Below are 22,590 nucleotides of genomic sequence, written 5' to 3'. Positions count from 1 at the left end.
TCAAGGAGGCTGAAGCCCCCTTGGGGGCAGCGAGATTCATCGAGCGTGGGGGCATCATTCCTACACCCCCAGTTCCTGGCGCTGGCGGCGCAGGTGCTCCGGCAGCTGCGCGTACACGTCCTCGAACATGGTGGCCGCGCTGGGGATGTGGCCGTCCAGCAGCGTGCCGTGGCGCTCGGCCTCCCGTTGGGCGGCGGCGACCTCGGCCTCCAGTTCCTTGTGCACCTGCTCGTGCTCCTGCTCGGACCAGGCACCCAGGCCGATCAGGTGGCGCTTGAGGCGCAGGATGGGGTCGCCCAGGGGGAAGCGCTCCCAGTCGTCGGCCGGGCGGTACTTGGACGGGTCGTCCGAGGTGGAATGCGCCCCGGCCCGGTAGGTCACCCATTCGATCAGCGTGGGGCCCAGGTTGGCGCGCGCCCGCTCGGCAGCCCAGGCCGACGCGGCGTACACCGCCAGGAAGTCGTTGCCGTCCACCCGCAGCGAGGCGATGCCGCAGCCCACGCCGCGCGCGGCGAAGGTGGTGGACTCGCCGCCGGCGATGGCCTGGAAGCTGGAGATCGCCCACTGGTTGTTGACCACGTTGAGCACCACCGGCGCGCGGTACACGTGGGCGAAGGTGAGCGCGGTGTGGAAGTCGGCCTCGGCGGTGGAGCCGTCGCCGATCCAGCCCGAGGCGATGCGGGTGTCGCCCTGGATCGCCGAGGCCATGGCCCAGCCCACCGCCTGCGGGAACTGCGTGGCCAGGTTGCCCGAGATGGAGAAGAAGCCGGCGCGCTTGAACGAGTACATCACCGGCAGCTGGCGGCCCTTCATCGGGTCGCGCTCGTTGCTCATGAGCTGGCACATCAGCTCCACCATGGACACGTCGTCCCGGCACAGCAGCAGGCCCTGCTGGCGGTAGGTGGGAAAGCACATGTCGCCCGGCTGCAGCGCCAGGGCGTGGGCGATGGCGATCGCCTCCTCGCCCAGGCACTGCATGTAGAACGAGATCTTCTTCTGCCGCTGCGCCACCAGCATGCGGGCGTCGAAGATGCGGGTCTTCATCATGGCGCGCAGCCCGCGGCGCAGCCGGGCCGTGTCCAGGTCCGGCGCCCAGGGCCCGACGGCGCGGTCGTCGTGGTCCAGCACGCGGATCAGGCCATAGGCCAGGTCCTGCGTCTCGAAGTGGGTGGTGTCTATGGGCGGCCGGCGCACCTGGCCGGCGGCGGAGACGTGGAGGTAGGAGAAATCCGTGGCGCAGCCGGGCCGCCCCGAGGGCTCCGGCACGTGCAGGCGCAGGGCCTGGTGCGGGTCGTTCATGCAGTCGCTCCGCGCGATCGTGTCGCGCCTGGTTGCGGAACATGGGACGCGCAGCGGGTGGCCGGCGGTCCCGGTTGCCGGGCGCGGTGGCGCCCGGTGCCGTCCAGTCTACGGGAGCGGGGTGTTTTTGGGGGGCCTGTTGTTCAGGCCTTCTTGGCGCCCAAGCGCGACTCGGTGCCGCGCAGCAGGCGCGAGATGTTCTCGCGATGCCGCCAGGCCAGCAGCACGGCCATGGCCGCCAGGGCCGCCGCGACCGGCGTGTGCGCGTCCCAGGCCACGCGGTGGCCCAGCAGGTAGTAGGCGGGCGCGAACACCGCCGCCACCAGCGAGGCCAGCGAGGAGTAGCGGAAGAAGAAGGCGATGATCAGCCAGGTGGCGCCGGTGGCCAGCCCCAGGCCCCAGTGGATGCCGAACACCACGCCGATGAAGGTGGCCACGCCCTTGCCGCCCTGGAAGCGGAAGAACACCGGGAACAGGTGGCCGGCGAAAGCCGCCAGCGCCACCAGGGCCACCGTGCCCTCCCCCAGGCCCCAACGCGCGCCCAGGTGCCGCACCAGCAGCACCGGCACCACGCCCTTCAGCGCGTCCAGCAGCAGGGTGACGATGGCGGCGGGCTTGCTGCCCGAGCGCAGCACGTTGGTCGCGCCCGGGTTCTTGCTGCCGAAGGTGCGCGGGTCGGCCAGGCCCATGGCGCGGCTGACGATCACGGCGAAGGCCAGCGAACCCAGCAGGTAGGCGGCGACGGTGGCGAGCAGGGGGTAGAGGCTTTGCACGGCCGGTATTCTGCCTTCACTCTTCCAGGGCGCAGCGCACCGGCCGGGCGGCCAGCAGCCGCACGCAGACCTGCGGGGCTATGCCCACCAGGTAGCCGCGCCGGCCGCCGTTGATGAGGATCCTGGGCAGGCCCAGGATGGTCTCCTCGATGTACACCGGCATCGCCTTGCGGGTGCCGAAGGGCGAGGTGCCGCCCACCAGGTAGCCGCTGTGGCGGTGGGCCACCTCGGGCTTGCAGGGCTCCACCGACTTGGCGCCGATCTGCCGCGCCAGGTTCTTGGTCGAGACCTTGCGGTTGCCGTGCATCAGCACGATCAGCGGCCGCGCCTTCTCGTCCTCCATCACCAGCGTCTTGACCACGGCGAACGGGTCGAACCCCAGCACCTGCGCGCTGTGCTGCGCGCCGCCGTGCTCCAGCCATTCGTAGGGATGCTCGGTGAAGGCCACGCCCTGGGCCCTGAGCAAGGCGGTGGCCGGGGTTTCGCTGACGTGCTCCTTCTTGGCCATGGGGGCTTCCTCAGTTCGCCGGGTCGCGCATCTCCCAGCGGATCCTGTCGATCTCGGCCAGCAGCTCGGGCGGCAGCCGGGTGCCCCAGGCATCGAGGTCCTCGTCCAGCTGGGCCAGCGAGGTCACGCCGACGATGGTGCTGGCCACCTGCCACTTGGTGTAGCAGAAGGCCAGGGCCATGCGCGCCGGGCTCAGGCCATGGTCACGCGCCAGCTGGTTGTAGCGCCGCGCCGCGGCCAGGGCCTCGGGCCGGCCCCAGCGCTGCTTGCGCACCGACTCGTAGCGGGCGATGCGCGCCTGCCTGGGCGCGTCCGGCCCCTCGGTGCCGGCGGCGTCGTACTTGCCCGTCAGCAGGCCGAAGCCCAGCGGCGAGTACGCCAGCAGCGACACGCCCAGCCGGTGCAGGGTCTCGTCCAGGCCGTTCTCCAGCGCGCGGCTGAGCAGGCAGTACACGTTCTGCACGGTGGCGATGCGCGGCAGGCCGTGCTGCTCGGCCAGCCGCACGAACTCGTGCACGCCGTAGGGCGTCTCGTTGGACAGGCCGATGTGGCGCACCTTGCCCTGGCGCACCAGGGTGGCCAGCGCCTCCAGCTGCTGCAGGATGGAGGTCTGGGTGCGCTCCTGGGCCGGGTCGTAGTACAGGCCGCCGAACATGGGCACGTTGCGCTCGGGCCAGTGGATCTGGTAGAGGTCGATCACGTCGGTTCGCAGGCGCCTGAGCGAGCCCTCGCACGAGGCGATGATGTCGGCCGCCGTCATGCCCGCGCCTTCGCGCACCCAGGGCATGCCGCGCGAGGGCCCGGCGACCTTGGTGGCCAGCACCAGCTGGCCCCGGGCCGACGGGTTCCTGGCCAACCAGTTGCCGATGATGGTTTCGGTGGCGCCGTAGGTCTCGGCGCGCGCCGGCACCGAGTACATCTCCGCCGTGTCGATGAAGTTGACGCCGCGCTCCAGGGCGCGGTCCAGGATGCGGTGCGCCAGCGGTTCGGCCACCTGCTCGCCGAAGGTCATGGTGCCCAGGCAGACGGGGGTGACGCGCAGGTCGCTGGCGCCCAGGGCGACAGGGTTCATGACGTGGTTCATGGATAGGGGACTACAGCCGGGGTGGGAGGGCGGCAAGAATAATCCAAGCCATGCCCGAAGGCCCGTCACTGGTCATCCTGCGTGAGCACGCCAGCGTGTTCCAGGGCCGCCGCATCCTGCGCGTGGAGGGCGACAGCAAGCTCGATTTCGACCGGCTGCGCGGCCGCACCGTCACGGACATCCGCACCTGGGGCAAGCATTTCCTGGTCCAGGTGCCGGGGGTGGCGCTGCGCATCCACCTGCTGATGTTCGGCAGCTGGTGCATCGACCAGCGCAAGGACAAGCCGCTACGCATCGGCCTGGGCTTCGCGCAGGGCCGCGAGCTGAACTTCTACAGCTGCGCGGCGCGCTACATCGACGAGCCGCTGGACCAGGTGTACGACTGGCGCGGCGACGTGATGTCCGAGGCGTTCGATCCGGCCCTGGCCCGCCGGCGCCTGCGCGCGCTGCCCGAACAGCTGGCCTGCGACGCCCTGCTGAACCAGGAGATCCTGGCCGGCGTGGGCAACATCATCAAGAACGAGGTGCTGTTCCGCATCCGGCTGCATCCGCTGTCCCCCATCGGCGCCCTGCCCGCGCCCAAGCTGCGCGAACTGGTGGACCAAGCCCGGCAATACAGCTTCGAGTTCTACGAATGGAAGAAGGCGGGCGTGCTGCGCGCGCACTGGCTGGCCCACACCAAGAGCATCTGCCCGCGCTGCAATATCCCCTTCCACAAGGGCCACCTCGGCCTGACGCAGCGCCGCAGCTTCTGGTGCGAGCGCTGCCAGGTGCGCTACGGCTGAGCGGCCTGCGCCCGGGCGCGTTCCTCCTCCTGCAGCCGCAGCACCCGCCGCTGCACCTTGCCGGTGGTGGTCATGGGCAGCTGCTCGATGAACTCGATCTCCTTGGGGTACTCGTAGGGCGCGAGCTTGCCCTTGACGTGCTGCTGCAACTCGGCCACCAGCGAGTCGCCGCCGGCGTGGCCGGGCGCCAGCACCACATAGGCCTTGACCACCGCGCCGCGCTCGCGGTCCGGCTTGGGCACCACGGCGGCATTGGCCACCGCCGGATGCTTGACCAGGCAGTTCTCGATCTCGCCGGGGCCGATGCGGTAGCCCGCCGCCTTGAACACGTCGTCGGCGCGGCCCTGGTACCAGAGGTAGCCGTCCTCGTCGCGCACCGCCAGGTCGCCGGTGCGGCACCAGTCGCCGGTGAACTTGCGGCGGGTGGCGTCCTCCTGGTTCCAGTAGCCCAGGAAGAAGATGGGGTCAAGGTCGCCGTGCACGTCGCAGCGGTGCACCGCCACGTCGCCCGGCTCGCCGGGCGGGCATTCGTTGCCTGCATCGTCGATGACCGCGACACGATGCCCCGGGTACGGGCGGCCCATGCTGCCCGGCCTGGCCGGCCAGCCCACCACGGCACGGCCGGCCGTCAACCCGCCGCCGGGCCGCCCCAAGGCGGGTTGGGCCCCCTCGGGGGGCAGCGAACCACGCGAAGCGGGGAGCGTGGGGGCCCATTCCATGGAGCAGTTGCCGACCACGTAGTTGATCTCGGTCTGGCCGAACATCTCGTTCACGGTGACGCCCAGCTGCTCGCGGCAATAGGCGAACACCGCGTCGCCCACCGCCTCGCCCGCGCTCATGACGGCCTGCAGCCGCAGCGGGAAGCGCTCGCGCGGCCGCGGGAAGGCCTTCATCATGGCCTTGAGCGCGGTGGGGAACAGGAAGGTGTGCGTCACGCCGTGCTGCTGCATCAGGGTGAACGCCAGCTCCGGGCTGAAGCGGCCGTTGAAGGCAACGATGGGCCGGCCGAAGTACAGGCTGGGCAACAAAGCATCCATGAGGCCGCCCGTCCACGCCCAGTCCGCCGGGGACCAGAACACGGCCTGCGAGTCGCCGCCGCGCGCCGGGTCGAAGCCGAACCAGTTCTGGCTGCAGACGAACCCCGGCAGGTTGCCGATCAGGGCGCGGTGCGGGATCAGCGCGCCCTTGGGCGGGCCGGTGGTGCCGCTGGTGTAGATCAGCACGGCGGCCTCGTCGGCCGCCGTGTCGACAGGATCGAAGGCGCCGGACCGGTCGCGCATCCAGTCCAGCCAATCGGCATCGCATTGCGCGGCGGCCGCGCCCACGCCCGCCACGGTGCGCAGCGCCGGGCAGCGCTCGCGCACCTGCGCGATGTTGGCCATCGAGCTGTCGTCGCAGATGGCCACCACGGCCCCGCTGTCGCACAGCCGGAACTCCAGCGCCTCGGGGCCGAACAGCATGGACAGCGGCATGGCCACCGCCCCCAGCTGGAACACCGCCATGTAGGCGACGGCGGTCTCGAAACGCTGCGGCATCACGATGGCGACCCGGTCACCGCGCTGCACGCCCAGCGCGCGCAGGGCCCGGCTGACGGCGTCGGCCTGCGCCTGCAGCTCGGAATACGAGAGAACAGCGGGCACGCCCCGCTCCGAATGGGCGCGCACGGCGATCCTGCGCGAAGCGCCGGGCGAGCGCGCCCAGCGCGTGCAGCACGCCTGGGCGATGTTGAAGCGCTGCGGAACCTGCCAGCGGAACGACGCGTGCAGGGCCGCGTGGTTGTCCCGGTTTTGACTGGGGGCCATGGGCTGTCTCCTTATGATGCGGCGCAATGTACCAACCGCGCCAGGCCTCGCGCAGCGAGTTCGTCCCGCTACGCAATCTCACCTACCACGTGCGCGTCTGGGGCGAGCCGGGTCCCGGCAAGGTGCCGCTGGTGATGGTGCACGGCTGGATGGACGTGTCGGCCTCCTGGCAGTTCGTGGTCGACGCCCTGCGCCACGATCACTACGTCCTCGCGCCCGACTGGCGCGGCTACGGCCTGACCGAATCACCGCAAGCCGACAGCTACTGGTTCCCCGACTACCTGGCCGACCTGGACTTCCTGCTGGACCACTACAGCCCCGATGCGCCGGTGCACCTGGTGGGCCACAGCATGGGCGGCAACGTCGCCATGCTGTACGCCGGCGTGCGGCCGGCGCGCATCCGCCGGCTGGTCAACCTGGAGGGCTTCGGCATGCCGGCCAGCCGTCCGCAACAGGCGCCGCGCCGCTACGCGCAGTGGATGGACGAGCTCAAGGCCCTGCACCGCGGCGAGCTGGAACTCAAGCCCTACCCCTCGGCCGACGGCGTGGCCCAGCGGCTGACGAAGACCAACCGGCGCCTGGCGCCCGACAAGGCGCAGTGGCTGGCAACGCACTGGGCGAGGCCGGGCGCCGACGGGCAGTGGCGCATCCTGGGCGACGCGGCCCACAAGATCGTCAATGCCCAGCTTTACCGTGTGGACGAGGTGCTGGAGCTCTACCGGTGCATCACGGCGCCCACGCTGTGCCTGGAAGCCGGCGACGACAGCCTCTCGCTGTGGTGGAAAGGCCGCTACACGCTGGCGCAATACCACGAGCGCATCCGCGCCGTGCCACAGCTGCGACAGGGGCGCATCGAGGACGCCGGCCACATGCTGCACCACGACCAGCCGGCCGCCGTGGCTCAGCACATTGAGAATTTCTTGGCATAAATCTGAAGAGCTCAGCGTAAGAACGTAACAGAACTTGCCGTAGGAGCCGTCCTACTCCTAGACTGTCACTGCAAATTGCTGAGGTGACTTTCAGATGAGCAGGATGTCCCGGACGCTGCTGCTGCTGGCAGCGCTTCTCTCCTCACCGCTGGCCGCGACGGCGGGCGACGATGTCGAGCAGGGCCTGGCCACCTTGTGGGAGGTGCTGTGGCACCAGAGCGGCACGCCCACCCGCGTGGTGCGCTGGGAAAACGAGATCCGCGTGCGTTTCTCCGGCCTGGGCGTCGCCGCCCACCGGGAGCACAGCCTGGGCGCGCTGCGCGCCGTCACCCAGGAGGCGGGCGTCAAGCTCGTCGACGTGACCGATCACGCGCCGCAGACCGCCAACCTCAGCGTCGAGTTCACCTCCGACAGCGCCCTGGACGACAACCAGCCCTGCGCCACCTCTCTGGATTTCCGCACCGAGACGCGCATCGATTCGGCCACGGTGCAGATGCGCGGACGCGACGCCTGGCGCTGCGCTTACCACGAGGCCATGCACGTGATGGGCGTGCGCGGCCACCCGGCCGGCAAGACGGTGCTGAGCTACTTCCCCTGGAAGGTCGATGCCCTCATGCCGCTGGACAAGGTGATGCTGCGCGCATGGTACTCGCCGGCCATGCGCGGCGGCATGACGCCGTTCGAGGCGCTGCCGGTGCTGGCCGACGAGCTGGTCGCGACCCAGCCCGACAAGGCCCTCGCCAGCCAGGCACGCGACCGCTTCTTCGCCACCACGGTCGAGCAGATGCAGGCCTACGCCAACGGCACGGGCGACGTGCCGGTGATCGTCAAGCGCTCGGGCAAGTCCACCGAGGAAGGCATCCGCTACGGTCGCACCGAGATGAGCTACTTCCTGGGCGTGGCCTACCAGGAAGGCGTCACCGTGCGCGCCGACCCGAACCAGGCCATCCGCTGGTACGAGCTGGCCGCCAGCGCCGGCAACCGCCGGGCACAGGCGCGGCTGGGTTCGTTCCGCTGACGGGCTCTGCCGGCCGGCCACCCCGCGCCCAGGTGGCGCATGCGAAAATCCGCGGTTCTCAAGAAAGCGCAGAACCATGGACGCAGAACGCATCAACCTCATCGGCACCCGCCTGACCGACCTGCAGGCCAGGACGGAAGACCTACGGAGGTATCTTTGACTTCGATGCCAAGTCGGAGCGCCTGAGGACGGTCAACGCCTCGCTGGAAGACCCGGCGGTCTGGAACGATCCCAAGAAGGCCCAGGCCCTGGGCAGGGAGAAGAAGGAGCTGGACAGCGTGGTCGTCACGCTCACCAGCCTCAGCCGCGACCTGGCCGACAACCTCGAGCTCTACGAGATGAGCAAGGAGGAAGGCGACCAGGCCGGCCTGGCCACCATCGAGGCCGACACCGCCCGGCTGGCCCAGGACGTGGAGGCGCTGGAGTTCCGCCGCATGTTCGACCGGCCGGCCGACCCGATGAACGCCTTCCTGGACATCCAGGCCGGCGCCGGCGGCACCGAGGCCTGCGACTGGGCCGGCATGCTGCTGCGCCAGTACCTGCGCTATGCCGAGCGCAAGGGTTTCAAGGCCAACGTCGAGGACGAGTCGGCCGGCGACATCGCCGGCATCAAGAGCGCCACCATCAAGGTCGAGGGCGAGTACGCCTACGGCCTGCTGCGCACCGAGACCGGCGTGCACCGGCTGGTGCGCAAGTCGCCGTTCGACTCCGCGGGCGGGCGCCACACCAGCTTTGCCAGCGTGTTCGTCTATCCCGAGGTCGACGACTCGGTGGAGATCAACATCAACCCGGCCGACGTGCGGGTGGACACCTTCCGCGCCTCGGGCGCCGGCGGCCAGCACATCAACAAGACCGACTCGGCGGTCCGCCTGACCCACGTGCCCACAGGCATCGTGGTGCAGTGCCAGGACAGCCGCAGCCAGCACAGCAACCGCGACGTCGCCTGGCAACGCCTACGCTCCCGCCTGTACGACCATGAGATGCGCAAGCGCATGGAAGAGCAGCAGAAGCTGGAGGACACCAAGACCGACGTCGGCTGGGGCCACCAGATCCGCAGCTACGTGCTGGACCAGAGCCGCATCAAGGACCTGCGCACCAACGTCGAGATCTCCAACACCCAGAAGGTGCTGGACGGCGACCTCGACCCGTTCATCGAAGCCTCGCTCAAGCAGGGCGTCTAGGAAACCAACATGCGTGAAGGACAAGCCGCGGTCATCCACCGCGCCGACTACCAGCCCCCGGCCTTCTGGATCGATACGGTGGAGCTGTGCTTCGACCTGGATCCGGCCAAGACGCGGGTGCTCAACCGCATGCGTCTGCGGCGCAACCCCGACGTGCCGGTCCAGCCGCTGCGCCTGGATGGCGAGGAGCTGAACCTGGCACGGGTGCTGGTGGGCGGCCAGGGCACCTCGTTCAAGCTGGAGGGCGGCCAGCTGGTGCTGGAGAACCTGCCGGAGGGCCACGAGCCCTTCGAGCTGGAGATCTTCACCACCTGCGCCCCGGCCAAGAACACCAAGCTGATGGGGCTGTACGTCAGCAACGACTCCTTCTTCACGCAGTGCGAGGCGGAAGGCTTCCGACGCATCACCTACTTCCTGGACCGGCCGGACGTGATGGCCAGCTACACCGTGCTGCTGCGCGCCGACAGGCGAAGGTACCCGGTGCTGCTGTCCAACGGCAACCTGGTGGACCAGGGCGAGCTGGAGGACGGCCGCCACTACGCCAAGTGGGTGGACCCGCACCGCAAGCCCTGCTACCTGTTCGCGCTGGTGGCCGGCCAGCTGGTGTGCCGCGAGCAGCGCATCGCCTCGCGCTCGGGCCAGGAGCACCTGCTGCAGGTCTACGTGCGGCCCGGCGACCTGGACAAGACCGAGCACGCGATGAACTCGCTGATCGACTCGGTGGCCTGGGACGAGGCGCGCTTCGGCCTGCCGCTGGACCTGGAGCGCTTCATGATCGTCGCCACCAGCGACTTCAACATGGGCGCGATGGAGAACAAGGGCCTGAACATCTTCAACACGAAGTACGTCCTGGCCAGCCAGTCCACCGCCACCGACACCGACTACGCCAACATCGAGTCGGTGGTCGGCCACGAGTACTTCCACAACTGGACCGGCAACCGCGTCACCTGCCGCGACTGGTTCCAGCTCTCGCTCAAGGAGGGCCTGACGGTCTTTCGCGACCAGGAGTTCAGCCAGGACCTGGCGGGCGAGGCCAGTGCGCGGGCCGTCAAGCGCATCGAGGACGTGCGCGTGCTGCGCACCGCGCAGTTCCCCGAGGACGCCGGCCCGATGGCGCACCCGGTGCGGCCCGACCAGTACCTGGAGATCAACAACTTCTACACCGTCACGGTGTACGAGAAGGGCGCCGAGGTCGTGCGCATGATGTACACGCTGGTCGGCCGCGACGGCTTCCGGCGCGGCATGCAGCTGTACTTCCAGCGGCACGACGGCCAGGCCGTCACCTGCGACGACTTCGCCCAGGCCATCGCCGACGCCAACCCCGGCTCCAAGCTGGCCGAGCTGCTGCCGCAGTTCAAGCGCTGGTACAGCCAGGCCGGCACGCCGCGGGTCCAGGCCTCGGCCCGCTGGGACGCGGCGGCCGGCACCTACACGCTGACCCTGGGCCAGACCTGCCCGCCCACGCCGGGCCAGCCGGTCAAGGAGCCGGTGGTCATCCCGGTGGCCTACGGCCTGCTGGACGACCAGGGCCGCGAGCTCGCCAGCGGCCTGCACGTGCTGACGCAGGCCAGCGAGACCCTGAGCTTCCAGGGTTTGCAAGCGGAACCCGTGCCCTCGCTGCTGCGCGGCTTCTCGGCGCCGGTGGTGCTGGAATTCGACTACGGCGACGCCCAGCTGCTGGCCCTGCTGGCGCACGACACCGACCCGTTCAACCGCTGGGAGGCGGCGCAGCGCCTGGCGCTGGCCCGCGCCCTGCGCTTCGTCGCCCAGCCGCACGAGCCGGTGGCGCTGGACGCGCCCTTCGTCGACGCCATGCGCGGCATCCTGCGCCATCCCACGCTGGATGCGGCCTTCAAGGAGCTGGTGCTGACCCTGCCCTCGGAGACCTACATCGCCGAGCAGCTGGAGGTGGTGGACCCACCGCGCATCCACGCCGTGCGCGAGGCCATGCGCCAGCAGCTGGCGCAGGCGCTGCAGGCCGACTGGGAATGGGCCTGGGAGGCCCACCAGGTCGGCGGCGCCTACCGGCCCGACCCGGTGTCCTCGGGCCGGCGCGCCCTGGCCGGCCTGGCCCTCACCCACCTGTGCCTGGCGGCGCGCGCCAGCGCCGACCCGGTGTGGCCCGGCAAGGCCTACCAGCGCTTCAAGGACGCCAGCAACATGACCGACCGCTTCAACGCGCTGTCGGCCCTGGTGGTCAGCGGCCACGAGCTGGCGCGGCCGGCGCTGCAGCGCTTCCACGCCATGTTCAAGGACGAGGCGCTGGTGCTGGACAAGTGGTTCGCGCTGCAGGCCGGCGCGCCCGACCGCGGCGGCAACGTCCTGCCGGCGGTGCGCCAGCTGATGCAGCACCCCGACTTCAACATCCGCAACCCGAACCGCGCGCGCAGCCTGATCTTCAGCTACTGCAGCGCCAACCCCGGCGCCTTCCACCGGCCCGACGCGGCGGGCTACGTGTTCTGGAGCGAGCGCGTGATGGAGCTCGACGCGATCAATCCGCAGGTGGCCGCGCGCCTGGCCCGCGCGCTGGACCGCTGGAACAAGCTGGCCGAGCCGCTGCGCGGCGCGGCGCGCGAGGCCATCGCCCGCGTGGCCGCCAAGCCCGACCTGTCCAACGACGTGCGCGAGATCGTCACCCGCGCATTGGCCGACTGACCGAAGGACCCTCATGCCACAGAAGATCTCACTTACCCGCTACCTCGTCGAGCAGCAGCGCGTCGACGGCCACATCCCCTCGCAGCTGCGGCTGCTGCTGGAGGTGGTGGCGCGCGCCTGCAAGAGCATCAGCCAGGCCGTCAACAAGGGCGCGCTGGGCGGCGTGCTGGGCACGGCCGGCAGCGAGAACGTGCAGGGCGAGGTGCAGAAGAAGCTGGACATCATCGCCAACGAGGTGCTGATCGAGGCCAACGAGTGGGGCGGCCACCTGGCCGCCATGGCCAGCGAGGAGATGGACGGCATCTACGTGGTGCCCAACCGCTACCCGCAGGGCGAGTACCTGCTGCTGTTCGACCCGCTGGACGGCTCGTCCAACATCGACGTCAACGTCAGCATCGGCACCATCTTCAGCGTGCTCAAGAAGCCCGAGGGCGCGGGCGCGGGTGTGAGCGAGCAGGACTTCCTGCAGCCTGGCCACAGGCAGGTGGCCGCCGGCTACTGCATCTACGGGCCGCAGACCACGCTGGTGCTGACGGTGGGCGACGGCGTGGCCATGTTCACGCTGGACCGCGAGATGGGCTCCTTCGTGCTGACCCAGGAGAACGTGCAGATCCCGCCGGACACCAAGGAATTCGCCATCAACATGTCGAACATGCGGCACTGGGATGCGCCCGTCAGGCGCTACATCGACGAGTGCCTGGCCGGCAAGGACGGCCCGCGCGGCAAGGACTTCAACATGCGCTGGGTCGCCTCCATGGTGGCCGACGTGCACCGCATCCTCAGCCGCGGCGGCGTGTTCCTCTACCCCTGGGACAAGCGCGAGCCGGACAAGCCCGGCAAGCTGCGCCTGATGTACGAGGCCAACCCGATGGGCTGGCTGGTCGAGCAGGCCGGCGGCGCGGCCACCAGCGGGCGCCAGCGCATCCTGGACATCCAGCCGGGCAAGCTGCACGAGCGCGTCAGCGTGATCCTGGGTTCGAAGAACGAGGTCGAGCGGGTGACCGGCTACCACGCGGGCGCCGCGGGCTGAGCGGTGCGTCCGCTATGGCTGAGCGGTGCGCCCGCTATAATCGCGGGCTTCGGTTTGCCGGAGTAGCTCAGTCGGTAGAGCAGCGCATTCGTAATGCGAAGGTCGGGGGTTCGATTCCTCTCTCCGGCACCAGTCAGTCAAGAAAAAGGCCGCTGCCATAAGCCAGCGGCCTTTTCCTTTTCTGGTTTACCGCGTCGGCAGCGGCATGGGCACCGTGGGGCTGAAGTCCTCGCGCTTGCCGGCCCTGCCGCCGAACAGGCCCTCCCCCGACCCCAGCAGTTTCTCCAGCGTGTCCTTGGAGCTGGTGCTCGCGCCCTTGGCCGCGGAGGCCGGCGCGGGGCTGGCCTGGCTGGCGGCCGGCAGCTGCGGCCATTGGCGTGCGTCGGTGGGCTCGAAGCGCCAGGACACCCCCGTGACCCAGGCCTGCGACAGCGGATCGAGCCGCAGCAGCCTGGCTCGCACAGTGCTCTCGATGGCGACGACGTAAGCCAGGAGCTCGGGCTGCCATTCGCGGAACACCAGCTGCAGGTGCACGCCGCGGGGCCGGCCGGCCACCATGCCGGGGCGGGCCTCGGCCGTGATGCAGGTGGGCGGGATGCCGTGCTTCTTGAGCGTGTCGCGCACCGCCATCGCGATCAATTCCTTGCGCGTCTGCTCGCGGGTAGCGTCCGCCAGGCGGGAAGTCCTGCCTTCGCGCGCCGCCTTGTCCGCCTCGCCGAAGATGCGTGATAGCAATCCCATTTTTGTCTTCTTTCAGTACTTGCCACTCGGGCGCCTTGGGAGGCGCCTCTTGTCAGCCCCTGAAGACGGGTGCGGAGCGCCGGTAGATCGCGCGACAATCCCGCTCGCCTTGCGCATTGGACGGCCGAACCACCGCAATGCCCTAGGGAAAGGGCGAGCCCCGGACAGGTGAGGTCCGTTAACACCAAGCTCCTACAACCCTGGACCGTCGCGCTTGAACGCTGCCCCGTCACCCCTCGGACCCGATGCCGGACCCGCCCGGACCATGCTGCTGGCCCTGGTGTCGCTGGTGGGCCTGTTCGGTGCGCCACTGGATCGCGGCGTTCACCGTGCTGCCTGCTGCCCAGGTAGCGTAGGACTGCGCCTCATGCACGAGGCAGAACGGACCCGATTTTCAGTTTGTTTCGGCATACGCACAGGCACGGCCGCGGCTTTGGCTCCAACAATGGCGCAGACATCAACGCTCCAGGGACCATGCTTTGAACAACAAGACCATCGCGCTGGCCGTCGCCGTCCTGGCCGCCTGCCTGTCGCTGCTGCTGTCCACCGCCTCGCCCGGCCTGGCTTCGCCTGCCGGCGCTTCCGCGCCCGCAGCCCGATCGGCTGCGCCGACCCGGCCGCAACAGAACTGCCGGGCGGTGACCGAGCGCACCTGCGCCGTGGCCCATGCGCTGGGACGCGGCATCAACCTCGGCAACATGCTCGAGGCGCCGCGCGAGGGCGACTGGGGCATCCGCCTGGAGCCCGGCTTCATCGACATCGCCGCCCGTCATTTCCAGACCGTGCGCCTGCCGGTGCGCTGGACCAACCATGCCGCGCCGACCGCGGATGCCACCATCGATGAGGCGTTCGCGCGGCGCGTGGACGGTGTGGTGGACGCGCTGCTGGCCAAGGGCGTGTACGTGATCCTCAACGTGCACCACTACAGCCAGATCCACGGCGACCAGCCGCACCAACACGAGTTCACCGTGGATCCGGCGCTGCTGGAGACACGGCTGGTCAACATCTGGCGGCAGCTGGGCCAGCGTTACCAGAACCGCTCGCCGCGCCTGCTGTTCGAGCTGCTCAACGAGCCGCACGGCCGTCTCGACGGCGAGCCCTGGAACCAGCTCATCCCCCAGGCGCTGGCGGCGGTGCGGGCCACCAATCCGGAACGGCCGGTGCTGGTGGGGCCCAGCTACTGGAACAACGTGCGCGACCTGCCCAAGCTGCGGCTGCCGCGCGACCGCAACCTGATCGTGGCCATCCACACCTACGAGCCCTTCAACTTCACGCACCAGGGCGTGTCCTGGCGCCCGGATTTGCGCACCGGCCAGACCTGCTGCGACAGCCGCCAGCGGCGCGAGATGGCCGACCCCTTCGAAAAGGCCGAGCGCTGGAACCGCGAGCAGGGCTACCCGTTGCACCTGGGCGAGTTCGGCGCGCACAGCGCCGGCGAAATGGGTTCGCGGGCGGAATACACCCGCCTGGTGCGCGACGAGGCCGAGCGGCGCGGCATCGGCTGGACGTACTGGGAGTTCGGCTCCGAATTCGCCGGCGTGTGGTCGCCCGAGACGCGCGGCTGGGTCGAGCCGATCCGCCGGGCGCTGCTGGACTAACCCGGCCGGCCTCAGGCGGCGGCCGGCCCGATGGCCAGCACCTTGTCGATGCGCTTGCCGTCCAGGTCCACCACCTCGAACACCCAGTCCTCGCAATCGATGCGCTCGCCGACGGCCGGCAGGTGGCCGCAGACGGCCATCAGCAGGCCGGCCAGCGTGTTGTAGCGGCCGCGTTCCTCCTCCGGCAGTTCGCGGATGTCCAGCCGCGCCTTGAGTTCGGCCACCGGCATCAGGCCGTCCAGCAGCCAGGAGCCGTCCTCGCGCTGCGTGGCCCAGGCCTCGGTCTGGGCGCTGGGCTGCAGCTCGCCGGTGATCGCCTCCAGCAGGTCGTGCGGCGTCATCAGGCCCTGCACCACGCCGTACTCGTCGACCACGAACACCATGCGGGCCGACTGCGCACGGAACTGGTCCAGCAGCTCGCGGCCGGTGAGCGTCTCGGGCAGGAAGGCCGCCGGCACGGCATGCGGCTCCACCGTGCCGGGGTGCTGCGGCCCCAGGCCCAGCAGCGTGGCCACGCTCACCACGCCCACCACGTCGTCCAGCGAGCCGCGGCACACCGGGTACCAGGAGTGCGCGCCGCCGCGGCCGGCCTGGGCCAGGCATTCGGCGACGCTCAGGCTGGCGTCCAGCCATTCGATGTCCGAGCGCGGCAGCATCATGGAGGTGAGCGGCCGGTCGTCCAGGTGGAACACGTTCTGCACCATCTGCCGCTCGTGCTGCGCGATCACGCCGGCGTCCACGCTCTCCTCCAGGCTGTGCGTGAGCTCCTCCTCGGTCATGCCGCGCGGCTGGTCGGTGTCGATGCGCAGCAGCTTGAGCACGGCCTGGGTCGAGGCCGACAGCAGGAAGACGAAGGGCCGGGCCGCGCGTGCCAGCCAGTCCATGGGCCGTGCCATCCACGTGGCCACGGCCTCGGGGTACAGCTGGCCGATGCGCTTGGGCACCAGCTCGCCGAAGATGATGGTGACGAAGGTGATGACCGCCACCACGATGGCCGTGGCGGTGATGGCCGCCGGCCGCGGTCCGATGCCGAAACCGGCCAGCCAGGCCGCCAGGTCGCCGCTGAACGCCGCCTCGCCCACGATGCCGTTGAGCACGCCGATGGAGGTGATGCCCACCTGCACCGTCGACAGGAACTGGGTGGGCTGCTCCATCAGCTTGAGCGCCGCCTGCGCGCCGCGGTCACCGCCCTCCGCCAATGCGGCCAGCCGGGCCTTGCGGCTGGAGGCCAGCGCCAGCTCCGACATCGCGAACACGCCGTTGATCAGCGTCAGCAGCGCGATCAGCAGGACGTCCATGGACAGAGGCGAGAATCCGACACCATGGCACTCTACCTGATCGGCGACGTGCAGGGCTGCGACGAGGCGCTCGGCCGGCTGCTGGAGAAGATCGCGTTCTCGCCCAGCCGCGACACGCTGTACCTGCTGGGCGACCTGGTCAACCGCGGGCCCTCGTCGGCCGCCGTGCTGCGCCGGCTCATGGGCTACGGCGACGCGGCCCAGTGCCTGCTGGGCAACCACGACCTGAGCCTGCTGGCCCTGGCGCACGGCCACCGCGCGCCGCACCGCAACGACACGCTGGACCAGGTGCTTGCCGCAGCCGACCGCGGGGCCATGCTGGACTGGCTGCGCCACCGCCGCATGGCGCTGGGCGTCCAGGGCTGGCTGCTGGTGCACGGGGGCGTGCTGCCGCAGTGGGACGTGGCGCAGACCCTGGCCCTGGCCGCCGAAGTCGAGGCCGTGCTGCGCGGCCCGGCACTGGCCGACTTCCTGGCGCAGATGTACGGCAACGAGCCGGCGCGCTGGGACGATGCGCTGACCGGCGCGGCGCGGCTGCGCGTGGTCGTGAACGCGCTGACGCGGCTGCGCTTTTGCACGCCCGACGGCTGCATGCACCTGAAGGCCTCGGGCGGGCTGGACCAGGCGCCGCCCGGCCACCGGGCCTGGTTCGACGTGCCGGGCCGGCGCACCGCCGGCCAGCCCATCGCCTTCGGGCATTGGTCGACCCTGGGCTTCCTGAGGCGGCCCGACCTGCTGTCACTGGACACCGGCTGCGTCTGGGGCGGCTGCCTGAGCGCCTGGCGGCTGGATGCCGCGCCCGGGCAGGAGGGGCTGGTCCAGGTCGGGTGCGAGCAGGCGCAGGCGCCCGGGGTCACTGCGCCTTGAACAGCGCCGGGACCTTGCGCTTGGACTTGATGTTGGCCGAGACCCGGCTGGGGGCCGGCTTGGCGCCCTGCTCCCAGGCCGGCGGCTGCTCGGTGGCCGGTGCCTGGTAGGGCTGGTCGAAGAAGGGATCGCGCGGGGCGGCGGCCGGTCGCGAGGGACGCGCCTCGCGCTCCCGTTCCCGCTCGCGCGGGCGCGGCGCGTCCAGCGCGTCGCGCGGGTCGCCCAGCTCGCCGGCCTCGCGCCAGGCGCGGCGGCCGTCGTTGATGCGGCCGCGCGGCCGATCGTCCTCGTACTCGATGGCCTCGAGGTCGACCTTCTTCTTCAGCAACTTCTCCAGGTCGGCCACCAGCCGGCCGTCGCTGCCGGAGACGAAGGTGACGGCCAGGCCCGACGCGCCGGCGCGGCCGGTGCGGCCGATGCGGTGCACGTAGTCCTCGGCGTTGAACGGCACGTCGAAGTTGAACACCGCCGGCACGTCCTTGATGTCCAGGCCGCGCGCCGCCACGTCGGTGGCCACCAGCAGGTCGACCTCGCCGGCCTTGAAGGCGGCCAGGGCCTTGAGCCGCTCGTCCTGGCTCTTGTCGCCGTGCAGCGCCGTGGTCTTGAGGCCCTCGCGCTCCAGCGAGCGCGCCAGCCGGGCGCAGCCCAGCTTGCTGTTGACGAACACGAAGGCCTGGGTGATGCCGCGCTGCCGCACGATCTGCTTGAGCGCCCGGCGCTTGTCGTCGTCGGTCACGCTGTAGAAATGCTGCTCGACGGTGGAGGCGGTCTCGTTGGGCCGCGCCACCTCGATGGTGACCGGGTCCTTGAGGTAGCTGTTGGCCAGCCGCTTGATCTCGGGCGAGAAGGTGGCCGAGAACAGCAGCGTGGTGCGCTGCTTGGGCAGGTAGGACAGGATGCGCTGCAGGTCCGGCAGGAAGCCGATGTCCAGCATGCGGTCGGCCTCGTCCAGCACCACGTACTCGACCTGGCCCAGCACCGCGTTCTTGGCCTCGATGTGGTCCAAGAGGCGCCCCGGGGTGGCCACCAGCACCTCGACGCCGCGCTTGAGCTCCAGCGTCTGCGGCTTCATGTCCATGCCGCCGAACACCACCGCGCTGCGCAGGTTGGTGTACTTGGCGTAGAGCTTGACCTGCTGCGCCACCTGGTCGGCCAGCTCGCGCGTGGGCAGCAGCACCAGCGCGCGCACCGGGTGGCGCGCCGGTGACGTGGACGAGTTCTCGTGCTTGAGCAGGCGCTGCAGCAGCGGCAGCGAGAACGCCGCCGTCTTGCCGGTGCCGGTCTGGGCGGCGCCCATCACGTCGCGGCCGGTGAGGACCACCGGGATGGCCTGGGCCTGGATCGGCGTCATCGTCTCGTAGCCCATTTCGGCCACGGCGCGCGCCAGCGGCTCGGCCAGCGAAAGATTGGAGAAGGAGTCGGTCATGACAACCGGCGATTGTTGCATGCGCCCCATCCCCTCACCCGCGGCGCAGTAAAGTGAAACAAAACGGCCCCGGCCGGGGCCGCTACAGGCTGCGCGCGCCGAAGGTGTCGCAGGCCTTGACGCTGCCGGTCTTGAGCCCCGTGGCGAACCAGCGCTGGCGCTGCGCGCTGGTGCCGTGGGTGAAGCTCTCGGGCACCACGGCGCGGCCGGCCGAGGCCTGCAGCGCGTCGTCGCCGATGCGCGCAGCCGCGTTCATGGCCTCCTCGACGTCGCCCTGCTCCAGGATCTGCCGCGCGTTCTGCGCATGGTGGGCCCAGACGCCGGCGAAGCAGTCGGCCTGCAGCTCCAGCCGCACGCTCATGCCGTTGTACTCGGCCTGGCTGACCCGCCCGCGCATGCGCTCCATCTGCGCCGTGATGCCCAGCTGGTGCTGCACGTGGTGGCCAACCTCGTGCGCGATCACGTAGGCCTGGGCGAAGTCACCCGGCGCGCCCAGGCGGCTGCGCAGGGTCTCGTAGAAGTTCAGGTCGATGTAGACCTTCTGGTCGGCCGGACAGTAGAACGGCCCCATCGCCGACTGGCCCTGGCCGCAGGCCGTGGCGATGCTGCCGCGGAACAGCGCCAGCCGCGGCTCGCGGTAGTCGGCGCCGCCCTGGCGGAACAGCTGGTTCCAGACGTCCTCGGTGTCGGCCAGCACGGTGGAGACGAAGCGGGCCATGCGGTCGTCGGCCGGCGGCGGCTGCGCGGGGCCCTGCTGCACCTGGGCCGGCGGTCCGCCGCCGTTGAGGATGCCCAGCAGCGTCAGCGGGTTGATGCCGAAGATGGCGCCGCCCACCAGCGCGATCACGATGGTGCCTATGCCGATGCTGCGGCCGCCCAGGCCGAAGCCGCCGCCACCGCCGCCCGCACGGTGGTCCTCGACGTTGCCGGACTCGCGATTGCCTTCCCAGCGCATGACGGTCTCCCGGCTCCCGGCCGCTGTACAGTACTTTGCATGCTAAGCACTCCACCCGGTGCCAGGGGTGGCTTTCCCACCGTTCTGGTAACCGGATTTGACCCCTTCGGCGGCGAGGCGCTGAACCCCAGCGCGCTGGCCGCGCGGGCGCTGCACGGCCGCCTCATCGATGGCCATGCCGTCGTCGGCGCCGAGCTGCCCACCGTGTTCGGGCGCAGCGTGGTGGCGCTGCTGGCCCTGCTGCGCCTGCATCGCCCCGCCCTGGTGCTGGGCTGCGGCCAGGCCGGCGGGCGGGCCGCGATCTCGCTGGAGCGGGTGGCGATCAATGTGGACGACGCGCGCATCGCGGACAACGCGGGCGCGCAGCCGGTGGACGCGCCGGTGGTCGCGGGCGGGCCGGCGGCCTACTTCAGCACGCTGCCCATCAAGGCCATGCGGGCGGCCCTGCAGCGCGAGGGCCTGCCGGCCGAGGTGTCGCAGACCGCCGGCACCTTCGTTTGCAACCACGTGTTCTACGGCCTGATGCACGCGCTGGCGACGCAGGCCGATCTGGGAGGCGTGCGCGGCGGCTTCGTGCACGTGCCCTGGCTGCCGGGCCAGGGCCAGCCCAGCCTGCCGCTGGCGGACATCGTGCGCGGCCTGGAACTGGCGATCGCCTGCGCGCTGCGCACCCGGCAGGACATCCGCAGCGAAGCCGGCGCCCTGGACTGAGCGCACCTAAAATCAGGGCGTGTCCATCCTCAACGCCGACCTGCACTGCCACTCCGTGGTCTCCGACGGCACGCTGACGCCGGAAGAGCTGGCCGCGCGCGCCGCCGCCAATGGCGTCGAGCTGTGGGCCCTGACCGACCATGACGAGATCAGCGGCCAGCACCGTGCCATGGCCGCCGCGCATGGGCGCGGCATGAAGTACCTGACGGGCACCGAGATCTCGGTCACCTTCGCCGGCCACACGGTGCACATCGTCGGCCTGGGCTTCGATCCCGACGACCCGCAGATGCAGCAAGGCCTGGTGCGCACCCGCGGCGGCCGCGGCGAACGCGCCCAGGAGATGTCGGCGCAGCTGGCGCAGGTGGGCATCAAGGGCGCCTACGAGGGCGCGCTCAGGTACGTGGGCAACCCCGAGCTGATCTCGCGCACGCATTTCGCCCGCTTCCTGGTCGAGGCCGGGGTGTGCAAGGACACCGGCGAGGTGTTCCGCCGCTTCCTGACGGAAGGCAAGCCCGGCTACGTGGCGCACCGCTGGGCCTCGCTGAAGGACGCGGTGCAGTGGATCACCCGGGCCGGCGGCCTGGCCGTGATCGCCCATCCCGCGCGCTACCGCTTCACGGCCAACGAGGAGTACGCGCTGTTCTCCGAGTTCAAGGCGCACGGCGGCCAGGGCGTGGAGGTGGTCACCGGCAGCCACACCGCGGCCGAGTACGTCAAGTACGCCGAGACCGCCCAGGAGTTCGGCCTGGCCGCCTCGCGCGGCAGCGACTTCCACAGCCCCGACGAAAGCCACACCGACCTGGGCCAGCTGCCCTACCTGCCCGGCGGGCTGACGCCGGTGTGGGAGCTGCTGGAAGCGCGCATCCGGTGACCGCGGCGGCGGCGCTTCCCGCCGGTTCCCGGCGCGTGCTGGCCGGCATTGCGCTGGTGGTGGGCGCCGCCGCCTGCTTCTCGGCCCTGGACACCACCACCAAGGCGGTCAGCCACGCCGTGCCCCTGCTGATGGCGCTGTGGTTCCGCTATGCCTTCCAGGCCGTGGCCACCACCGCGCTGGTGCTGCCGCTGCGCGGCGTGCGCGTGCTGCGCACCCGCCACCCGCTGTTCCAGCTGCTGCGCGGCGCGCTGCTCCTGGGCAGCAGCCTGTTCGCCTTCGCCAGCCTGCGCTACATGCCGGTGGGCGAGTTCACCGCCATCGTGATGATCGCGCCGCTGGCGGTGACGCTGCTGGCCGCCACGGTGCTCAAGGAGCATGTGTCGCCCCTGCGCTGGGCGCTGGTGATCGGCGGCTTCCTGGGCACCCTGGTGATCATCCGGCCCGGCGGCGAGGGCTTCACCTGGGCCGCGCTGCTGCCGCTGGGCCTGGTGGGCACCAATGCCTGCTTCCAGATCCTCACCAGCAAGCTGGCGCGCACCGAGAACCCGGAGACCATGCACCTGTACACCGGCTGGGTGGGCACGGCCGTGGCCACCCTGCTGCTGCCCCTGGGCTGGGCCGAGCTGCCCCCGGGCGGCCTGTGGGCGGCGCTGTGCTTCATGGGCCTGATGGCGACGGTGGGCCACTTCATGCTGATCCTGGCCTTCCAGCGCGCCCCGGCCAGCACGCTGACGCCCTACCTCTACACCCAGATCGGCTTCGCCATGCTGGGCGGCTGGCTGGTGTTCAACCACCTGCCCGACGGGTGGTCGCTGGCGGGGATGGCCTTGATCGCCCTCTGCGGCGCGGGCGGTGCCTGGCTGACGATGCGGGAGTTTTCCCCCCCTTCTCCCCCCCGCCCCTCTTCGCCCCCGCCGGGGCGAAGAGGGGAGCCTTGATTTGGTTCGTCGCGCCGGCTACGAAACTACAGGCCACCGTCGCCACCTCCGCGGTGAACCACGGCCCCGGACGCTGCAGTCCTAGGGATGGCTGGCCGACCAGATCGGAGCCGCGAGC

The 22,590-nt window shown here is 70.5% G+C and carries 20 protein-coding genes and 1 tRNA gene; 12 read left to right on the top strand and 9 right to left on the bottom strand.

All coding sequences use genetic code 11. From position 1 onward, the window contains the following. Positions 1 to 60: 60 nt before the first annotated feature. The 4 genes from RTA_RS05365 to RTA_RS05350 form a co-directional block, all read right to left on the bottom strand. A complete protein-coding gene (locus RTA_RS05365) occupies positions 61 to 1,299 on the bottom strand; it encodes a 3-methyl-2-oxobutanoate dehydrogenase (2-methylpropanoyl-transferring) subunit alpha (RefSeq protein WP_013900366.1) in 1,239 nt (412 codons plus the stop codon). 143 nt (positions 1,300 to 1,442) lie between these two features. Further along, positions 1,443 to 2,072 (bottom strand): glycerol-3-phosphate 1-O-acyltransferase PlsY, encoded by a 630-nt coding sequence (gene plsY, locus RTA_RS05360; protein WP_013900365.1) that lies wholly within the window; start codon positions 2,070 to 2,072, stop codon positions 1,443 to 1,445. 16 nt (positions 2,073 to 2,088) lie between these two features. Continuing rightward, a complete protein-coding gene (locus RTA_RS05355) occupies positions 2,089 to 2,580 on the bottom strand; it encodes an aminoacyl-tRNA deacylase (RefSeq protein WP_013900364.1) in 492 nt (163 codons plus the stop codon). Between the two features lie 10 nt (positions 2,581 to 2,590). Next, on the bottom strand, positions 2,591 to 3,652 hold the full coding sequence (locus RTA_RS05350; protein ID WP_041675073.1) for an aldo/keto reductase: 1,062 nt from the start codon (positions 3,650 to 3,652) through the stop codon (positions 2,591 to 2,593). Between the two features lie 62 nt (positions 3,653 to 3,714). On the opposite strand from RTA_RS05350, the gene RTA_RS05345 reads away from it, so the two are divergent. After that, positions 3,715 to 4,449, top strand: a complete 735-nt coding sequence (locus RTA_RS05345) for a DNA-formamidopyrimidine glycosylase family protein (protein ID WP_013900362.1) — start codon at positions 3,715 to 3,717, stop codon at positions 4,447 to 4,449. Here RTA_RS05345 and RTA_RS05340 read toward each other — a convergent pair. Next, entirely contained in the window at positions 4,440 to 6,251 is a 1,812-nt protein-coding gene (locus RTA_RS05340; protein ID WP_013900361.1) for an acetate--CoA ligase, read from the bottom strand. The genes RTA_RS05345 and RTA_RS05340 overlap by 10 nt on opposite strands. A gap of 26 nt (positions 6,252 to 6,277) precedes the next feature. Between RTA_RS05340 and RTA_RS05335 the strand changes: the two genes are divergently transcribed. The 6 genes from RTA_RS05335 (at position 6,278) to RTA_RS05310 (ending at position 13,196) form a co-directional block, all read left to right on the top strand. After that, positions 6,278 to 7,180 carry an alpha/beta fold hydrolase gene (locus tag RTA_RS05335; RefSeq protein WP_013900360.1) on the top strand — a complete coding sequence of 301 codons (903 nt, stop codon included), beginning with the start codon at positions 6,278 to 6,280 and terminating at the stop codon, positions 7,178 to 7,180. 94 nt (positions 7,181 to 7,274) lie between these two features. Then, positions 7,275 to 8,198, top strand: coding sequence for an SEL1-like repeat protein (locus RTA_RS05330; RefSeq protein WP_013900359.1), 924 nt, complete (start codon positions 7,275 to 7,277; stop codon positions 8,196 to 8,198). Between the two features lie 76 nt (positions 8,199 to 8,274). Beyond that, positions 8,275 to 9,379, top strand: a protein-coding gene (gene prfB / locus RTA_RS05325) for a peptide chain release factor 2 (protein WP_143762901.1) whose coding sequence is annotated in 2 segments (ribosomal slippage) — positions 8,275 to 8,355 and positions 8,357 to 9,379 — 1,104 coding nt in all. Because the reading frame shifts where the segments join, the coding sequence is not laid out codon by codon here. A gap of 9 nt (positions 9,380 to 9,388) precedes the next feature. Continuing rightward, complete coding sequence (pepN, locus tag RTA_RS05320; RefSeq protein WP_013900357.1) at positions 9,389 to 12,034, top strand: aminopeptidase N; 2,646 nt, start codon at positions 9,389 to 9,391, stop codon at positions 12,032 to 12,034. Between the two features lie 13 nt (positions 12,035 to 12,047). After that, entirely contained in the window at positions 12,048 to 13,064 is a 1,017-nt protein-coding gene (locus tag RTA_RS05315) for a class 1 fructose-bisphosphatase (protein WP_013900356.1), read from the top strand. A gap of 56 nt (positions 13,065 to 13,120) precedes the next feature. Further along, positions 13,121 to 13,196: transfer RNA gene (locus RTA_RS05310), tRNA-Thr, on the top strand. Between the two features lie 54 nt (positions 13,197 to 13,250). Here RTA_RS05310 and RTA_RS05305 read toward each other — a convergent pair. Then, positions 13,251 to 13,805, bottom strand: a complete 555-nt coding sequence (locus RTA_RS05305) for a hypothetical protein (protein ID WP_013900355.1) — start codon at positions 13,803 to 13,805, stop codon at positions 13,251 to 13,253. 479 nt (positions 13,806 to 14,284) lie between these two features. On the opposite strand from RTA_RS05305, the gene RTA_RS05300 reads away from it, so the two are divergent. Next, a complete protein-coding gene (locus tag RTA_RS05300) occupies positions 14,285 to 15,403 on the top strand; it encodes a glycoside hydrolase family 5 protein (protein ID WP_013900354.1) in 1,119 nt (372 codons plus the stop codon). Positions 15,404 to 15,414: 11 nt separating this feature from the next. Here RTA_RS05300 and RTA_RS05295 read toward each other — a convergent pair whose 3' ends face one another. Continuing rightward, positions 15,415 to 16,701, bottom strand: a complete 1,287-nt coding sequence (locus tag RTA_RS05295; protein WP_041675070.1) for a hemolysin family protein — start codon at positions 16,699 to 16,701, stop codon at positions 15,415 to 15,417. Positions 16,702 to 16,725: 24 nt separating this feature from the next. Between RTA_RS05295 and RTA_RS05290 the strand changes: the two genes are divergently transcribed. Next, positions 16,726 to 17,568, top strand: a complete 843-nt coding sequence (locus RTA_RS05290; RefSeq protein ID WP_041675069.1) for a symmetrical bis(5'-nucleosyl)-tetraphosphatase — start codon at positions 16,726 to 16,728, stop codon at positions 17,566 to 17,568. On the opposite strand, the gene RTA_RS05285 is transcribed toward RTA_RS05290, so the two are convergent. Both RTA_RS05285 and ypfJ read right to left on the bottom strand, forming a co-directional pair. Further along, positions 17,555 to 18,994, bottom strand: a complete 1,440-nt coding sequence (locus tag RTA_RS05285) for a DEAD/DEAH box helicase (protein WP_041675068.1) — start codon at positions 18,992 to 18,994, stop codon at positions 17,555 to 17,557. The two genes, RTA_RS05290 and RTA_RS05285, sit on opposite strands and share 14 nt — an antisense overlap. Before the next feature lie 82 nt (positions 18,995 to 19,076). Further along, a complete protein-coding gene (gene ypfJ / locus RTA_RS05280) occupies positions 19,077 to 19,949 on the bottom strand; it encodes a KPN_02809 family neutral zinc metallopeptidase (protein ID WP_013900351.1) in 873 nt (290 codons plus the stop codon). A gap of 39 nt (positions 19,950 to 19,988) precedes the next feature. Here ypfJ and pcp point away from each other — a divergent pair, with 39 nt between their 5' ends. From pcp to RTA_RS05265, 3 genes are read left to right on the top strand one after another with little or no spacing between them, the layout of a single operon-like run. Next, a complete protein-coding gene (pcp, locus tag RTA_RS05275) occupies positions 19,989 to 20,660 on the top strand; it encodes a pyroglutamyl-peptidase I (RefSeq protein WP_013900350.1) in 672 nt (223 codons plus the stop codon). A gap of 19 nt (positions 20,661 to 20,679) precedes the next feature. After that, positions 20,680 to 21,531: a 3',5'-nucleoside bisphosphate phosphatase gene (locus RTA_RS05270; protein WP_013900349.1), complete on the top strand. Its 852-nt coding sequence runs from the start codon at positions 20,680 to 20,682 to the stop codon at positions 21,529 to 21,531. Beyond that, positions 21,528 to 22,472 (top strand): DMT family transporter, encoded by a 945-nt coding sequence (locus RTA_RS05265; protein ID WP_013900348.1) that lies wholly within the window; start codon positions 21,528 to 21,530, stop codon positions 22,470 to 22,472. Before RTA_RS05270 ends, RTA_RS05265 begins: the two co-directional genes overlap by 4 nt. Positions 22,473 to 22,590 lie beyond the last annotated feature (118 nt).

Origin of the sequence: Ramlibacter tataouinensis TTB310 (genome assembly GCF_000215705.1) — a bacterium.
Lineage (GTDB): Bacteria > Pseudomonadota > Gammaproteobacteria > Burkholderiales > Burkholderiaceae_C > Ramlibacter > Ramlibacter tataouinensis.
Note: the sequence above shows the minus strand (reverse complement) of the source record. Positions and strands in the feature narration are given on the sequence as shown.

What these genes read in the sequence shown, in the direction of transcription:
- RTA_RS05365 (WP_013900366.1), bottom strand. Translation starts at nt 1,299, where the DNA reads ATGAACGACCCGCACCAGGCCCTGCGCCTGCACGTGCCGGAGCCCTCG.
- RTA_RS05355 (WP_013900364.1), bottom strand. Translation starts at nt 2,580, where the DNA reads ATGGCCAAGAAGGAGCACGTCAGCGAAACCCCGGCCACCGCCTTGCTC.
- RTA_RS05350 (WP_041675073.1), bottom strand. Translation starts at nt 3,652, where the DNA reads ATGAACCCTGTCGCCCTGGGCGCCAGCGACCTGCGCGTCACCCCCGTC.
- RTA_RS05345 (WP_013900362.1), top strand. Translation starts at nt 3,715, where the DNA reads ATGCCCGAAGGCCCGTCACTGGTCATCCTGCGTGAGCACGCCAGCGTG.
- RTA_RS05340 (WP_013900361.1), bottom strand. Translation starts at nt 6,251, where the DNA reads ATGGCCCCCAGTCAAAACCGGGACAACCACGCGGCCCTGCACGCGTCG.
- RTA_RS05335 (WP_013900360.1), top strand. Translation starts at nt 6,278, where the DNA reads ATGTACCAACCGCGCCAGGCCTCGCGCAGCGAGTTCGTCCCGCTACGC.
- RTA_RS05330 (WP_013900359.1), top strand. Translation starts at nt 7,275, where the DNA reads ATGAGCAGGATGTCCCGGACGCTGCTGCTGCTGGCAGCGCTTCTCTCC.
- pepN (WP_013900357.1), top strand. Translation starts at nt 9,389, where the DNA reads ATGCGTGAAGGACAAGCCGCGGTCATCCACCGCGCCGACTACCAGCCC.
- RTA_RS05315 (WP_013900356.1), top strand. Translation starts at nt 12,048, where the DNA reads ATGCCACAGAAGATCTCACTTACCCGCTACCTCGTCGAGCAGCAGCGC.
- RTA_RS05305 (WP_013900355.1), bottom strand. Translation starts at nt 13,805, where the DNA reads ATGGGATTGCTATCACGCATCTTCGGCGAGGCGGACAAGGCGGCGCGC.
- RTA_RS05295 (WP_041675070.1), bottom strand. Translation starts at nt 16,701, where the DNA reads ATGGACGTCCTGCTGATCGCGCTGCTGACGCTGATCAACGGCGTGTTC.
- RTA_RS05290 (WP_041675069.1), top strand. Translation starts at nt 16,726, where the DNA reads ATGGCACTCTACCTGATCGGCGACGTGCAGGGCTGCGACGAGGCGCTC.
- RTA_RS05285 (WP_041675068.1), bottom strand. Translation starts at nt 18,994, where the DNA reads ATGACCGACTCCTTCTCCAATCTTTCGCTGGCCGAGCCGCTGGCGCGC.
- ypfJ (WP_013900351.1), bottom strand. Translation starts at nt 19,949, where the DNA reads ATGCGCTGGGAAGGCAATCGCGAGTCCGGCAACGTCGAGGACCACCGT.
- pcp (WP_013900350.1), top strand. Translation starts at nt 19,989, where the DNA reads ATGCTAAGCACTCCACCCGGTGCCAGGGGTGGCTTTCCCACCGTTCTG.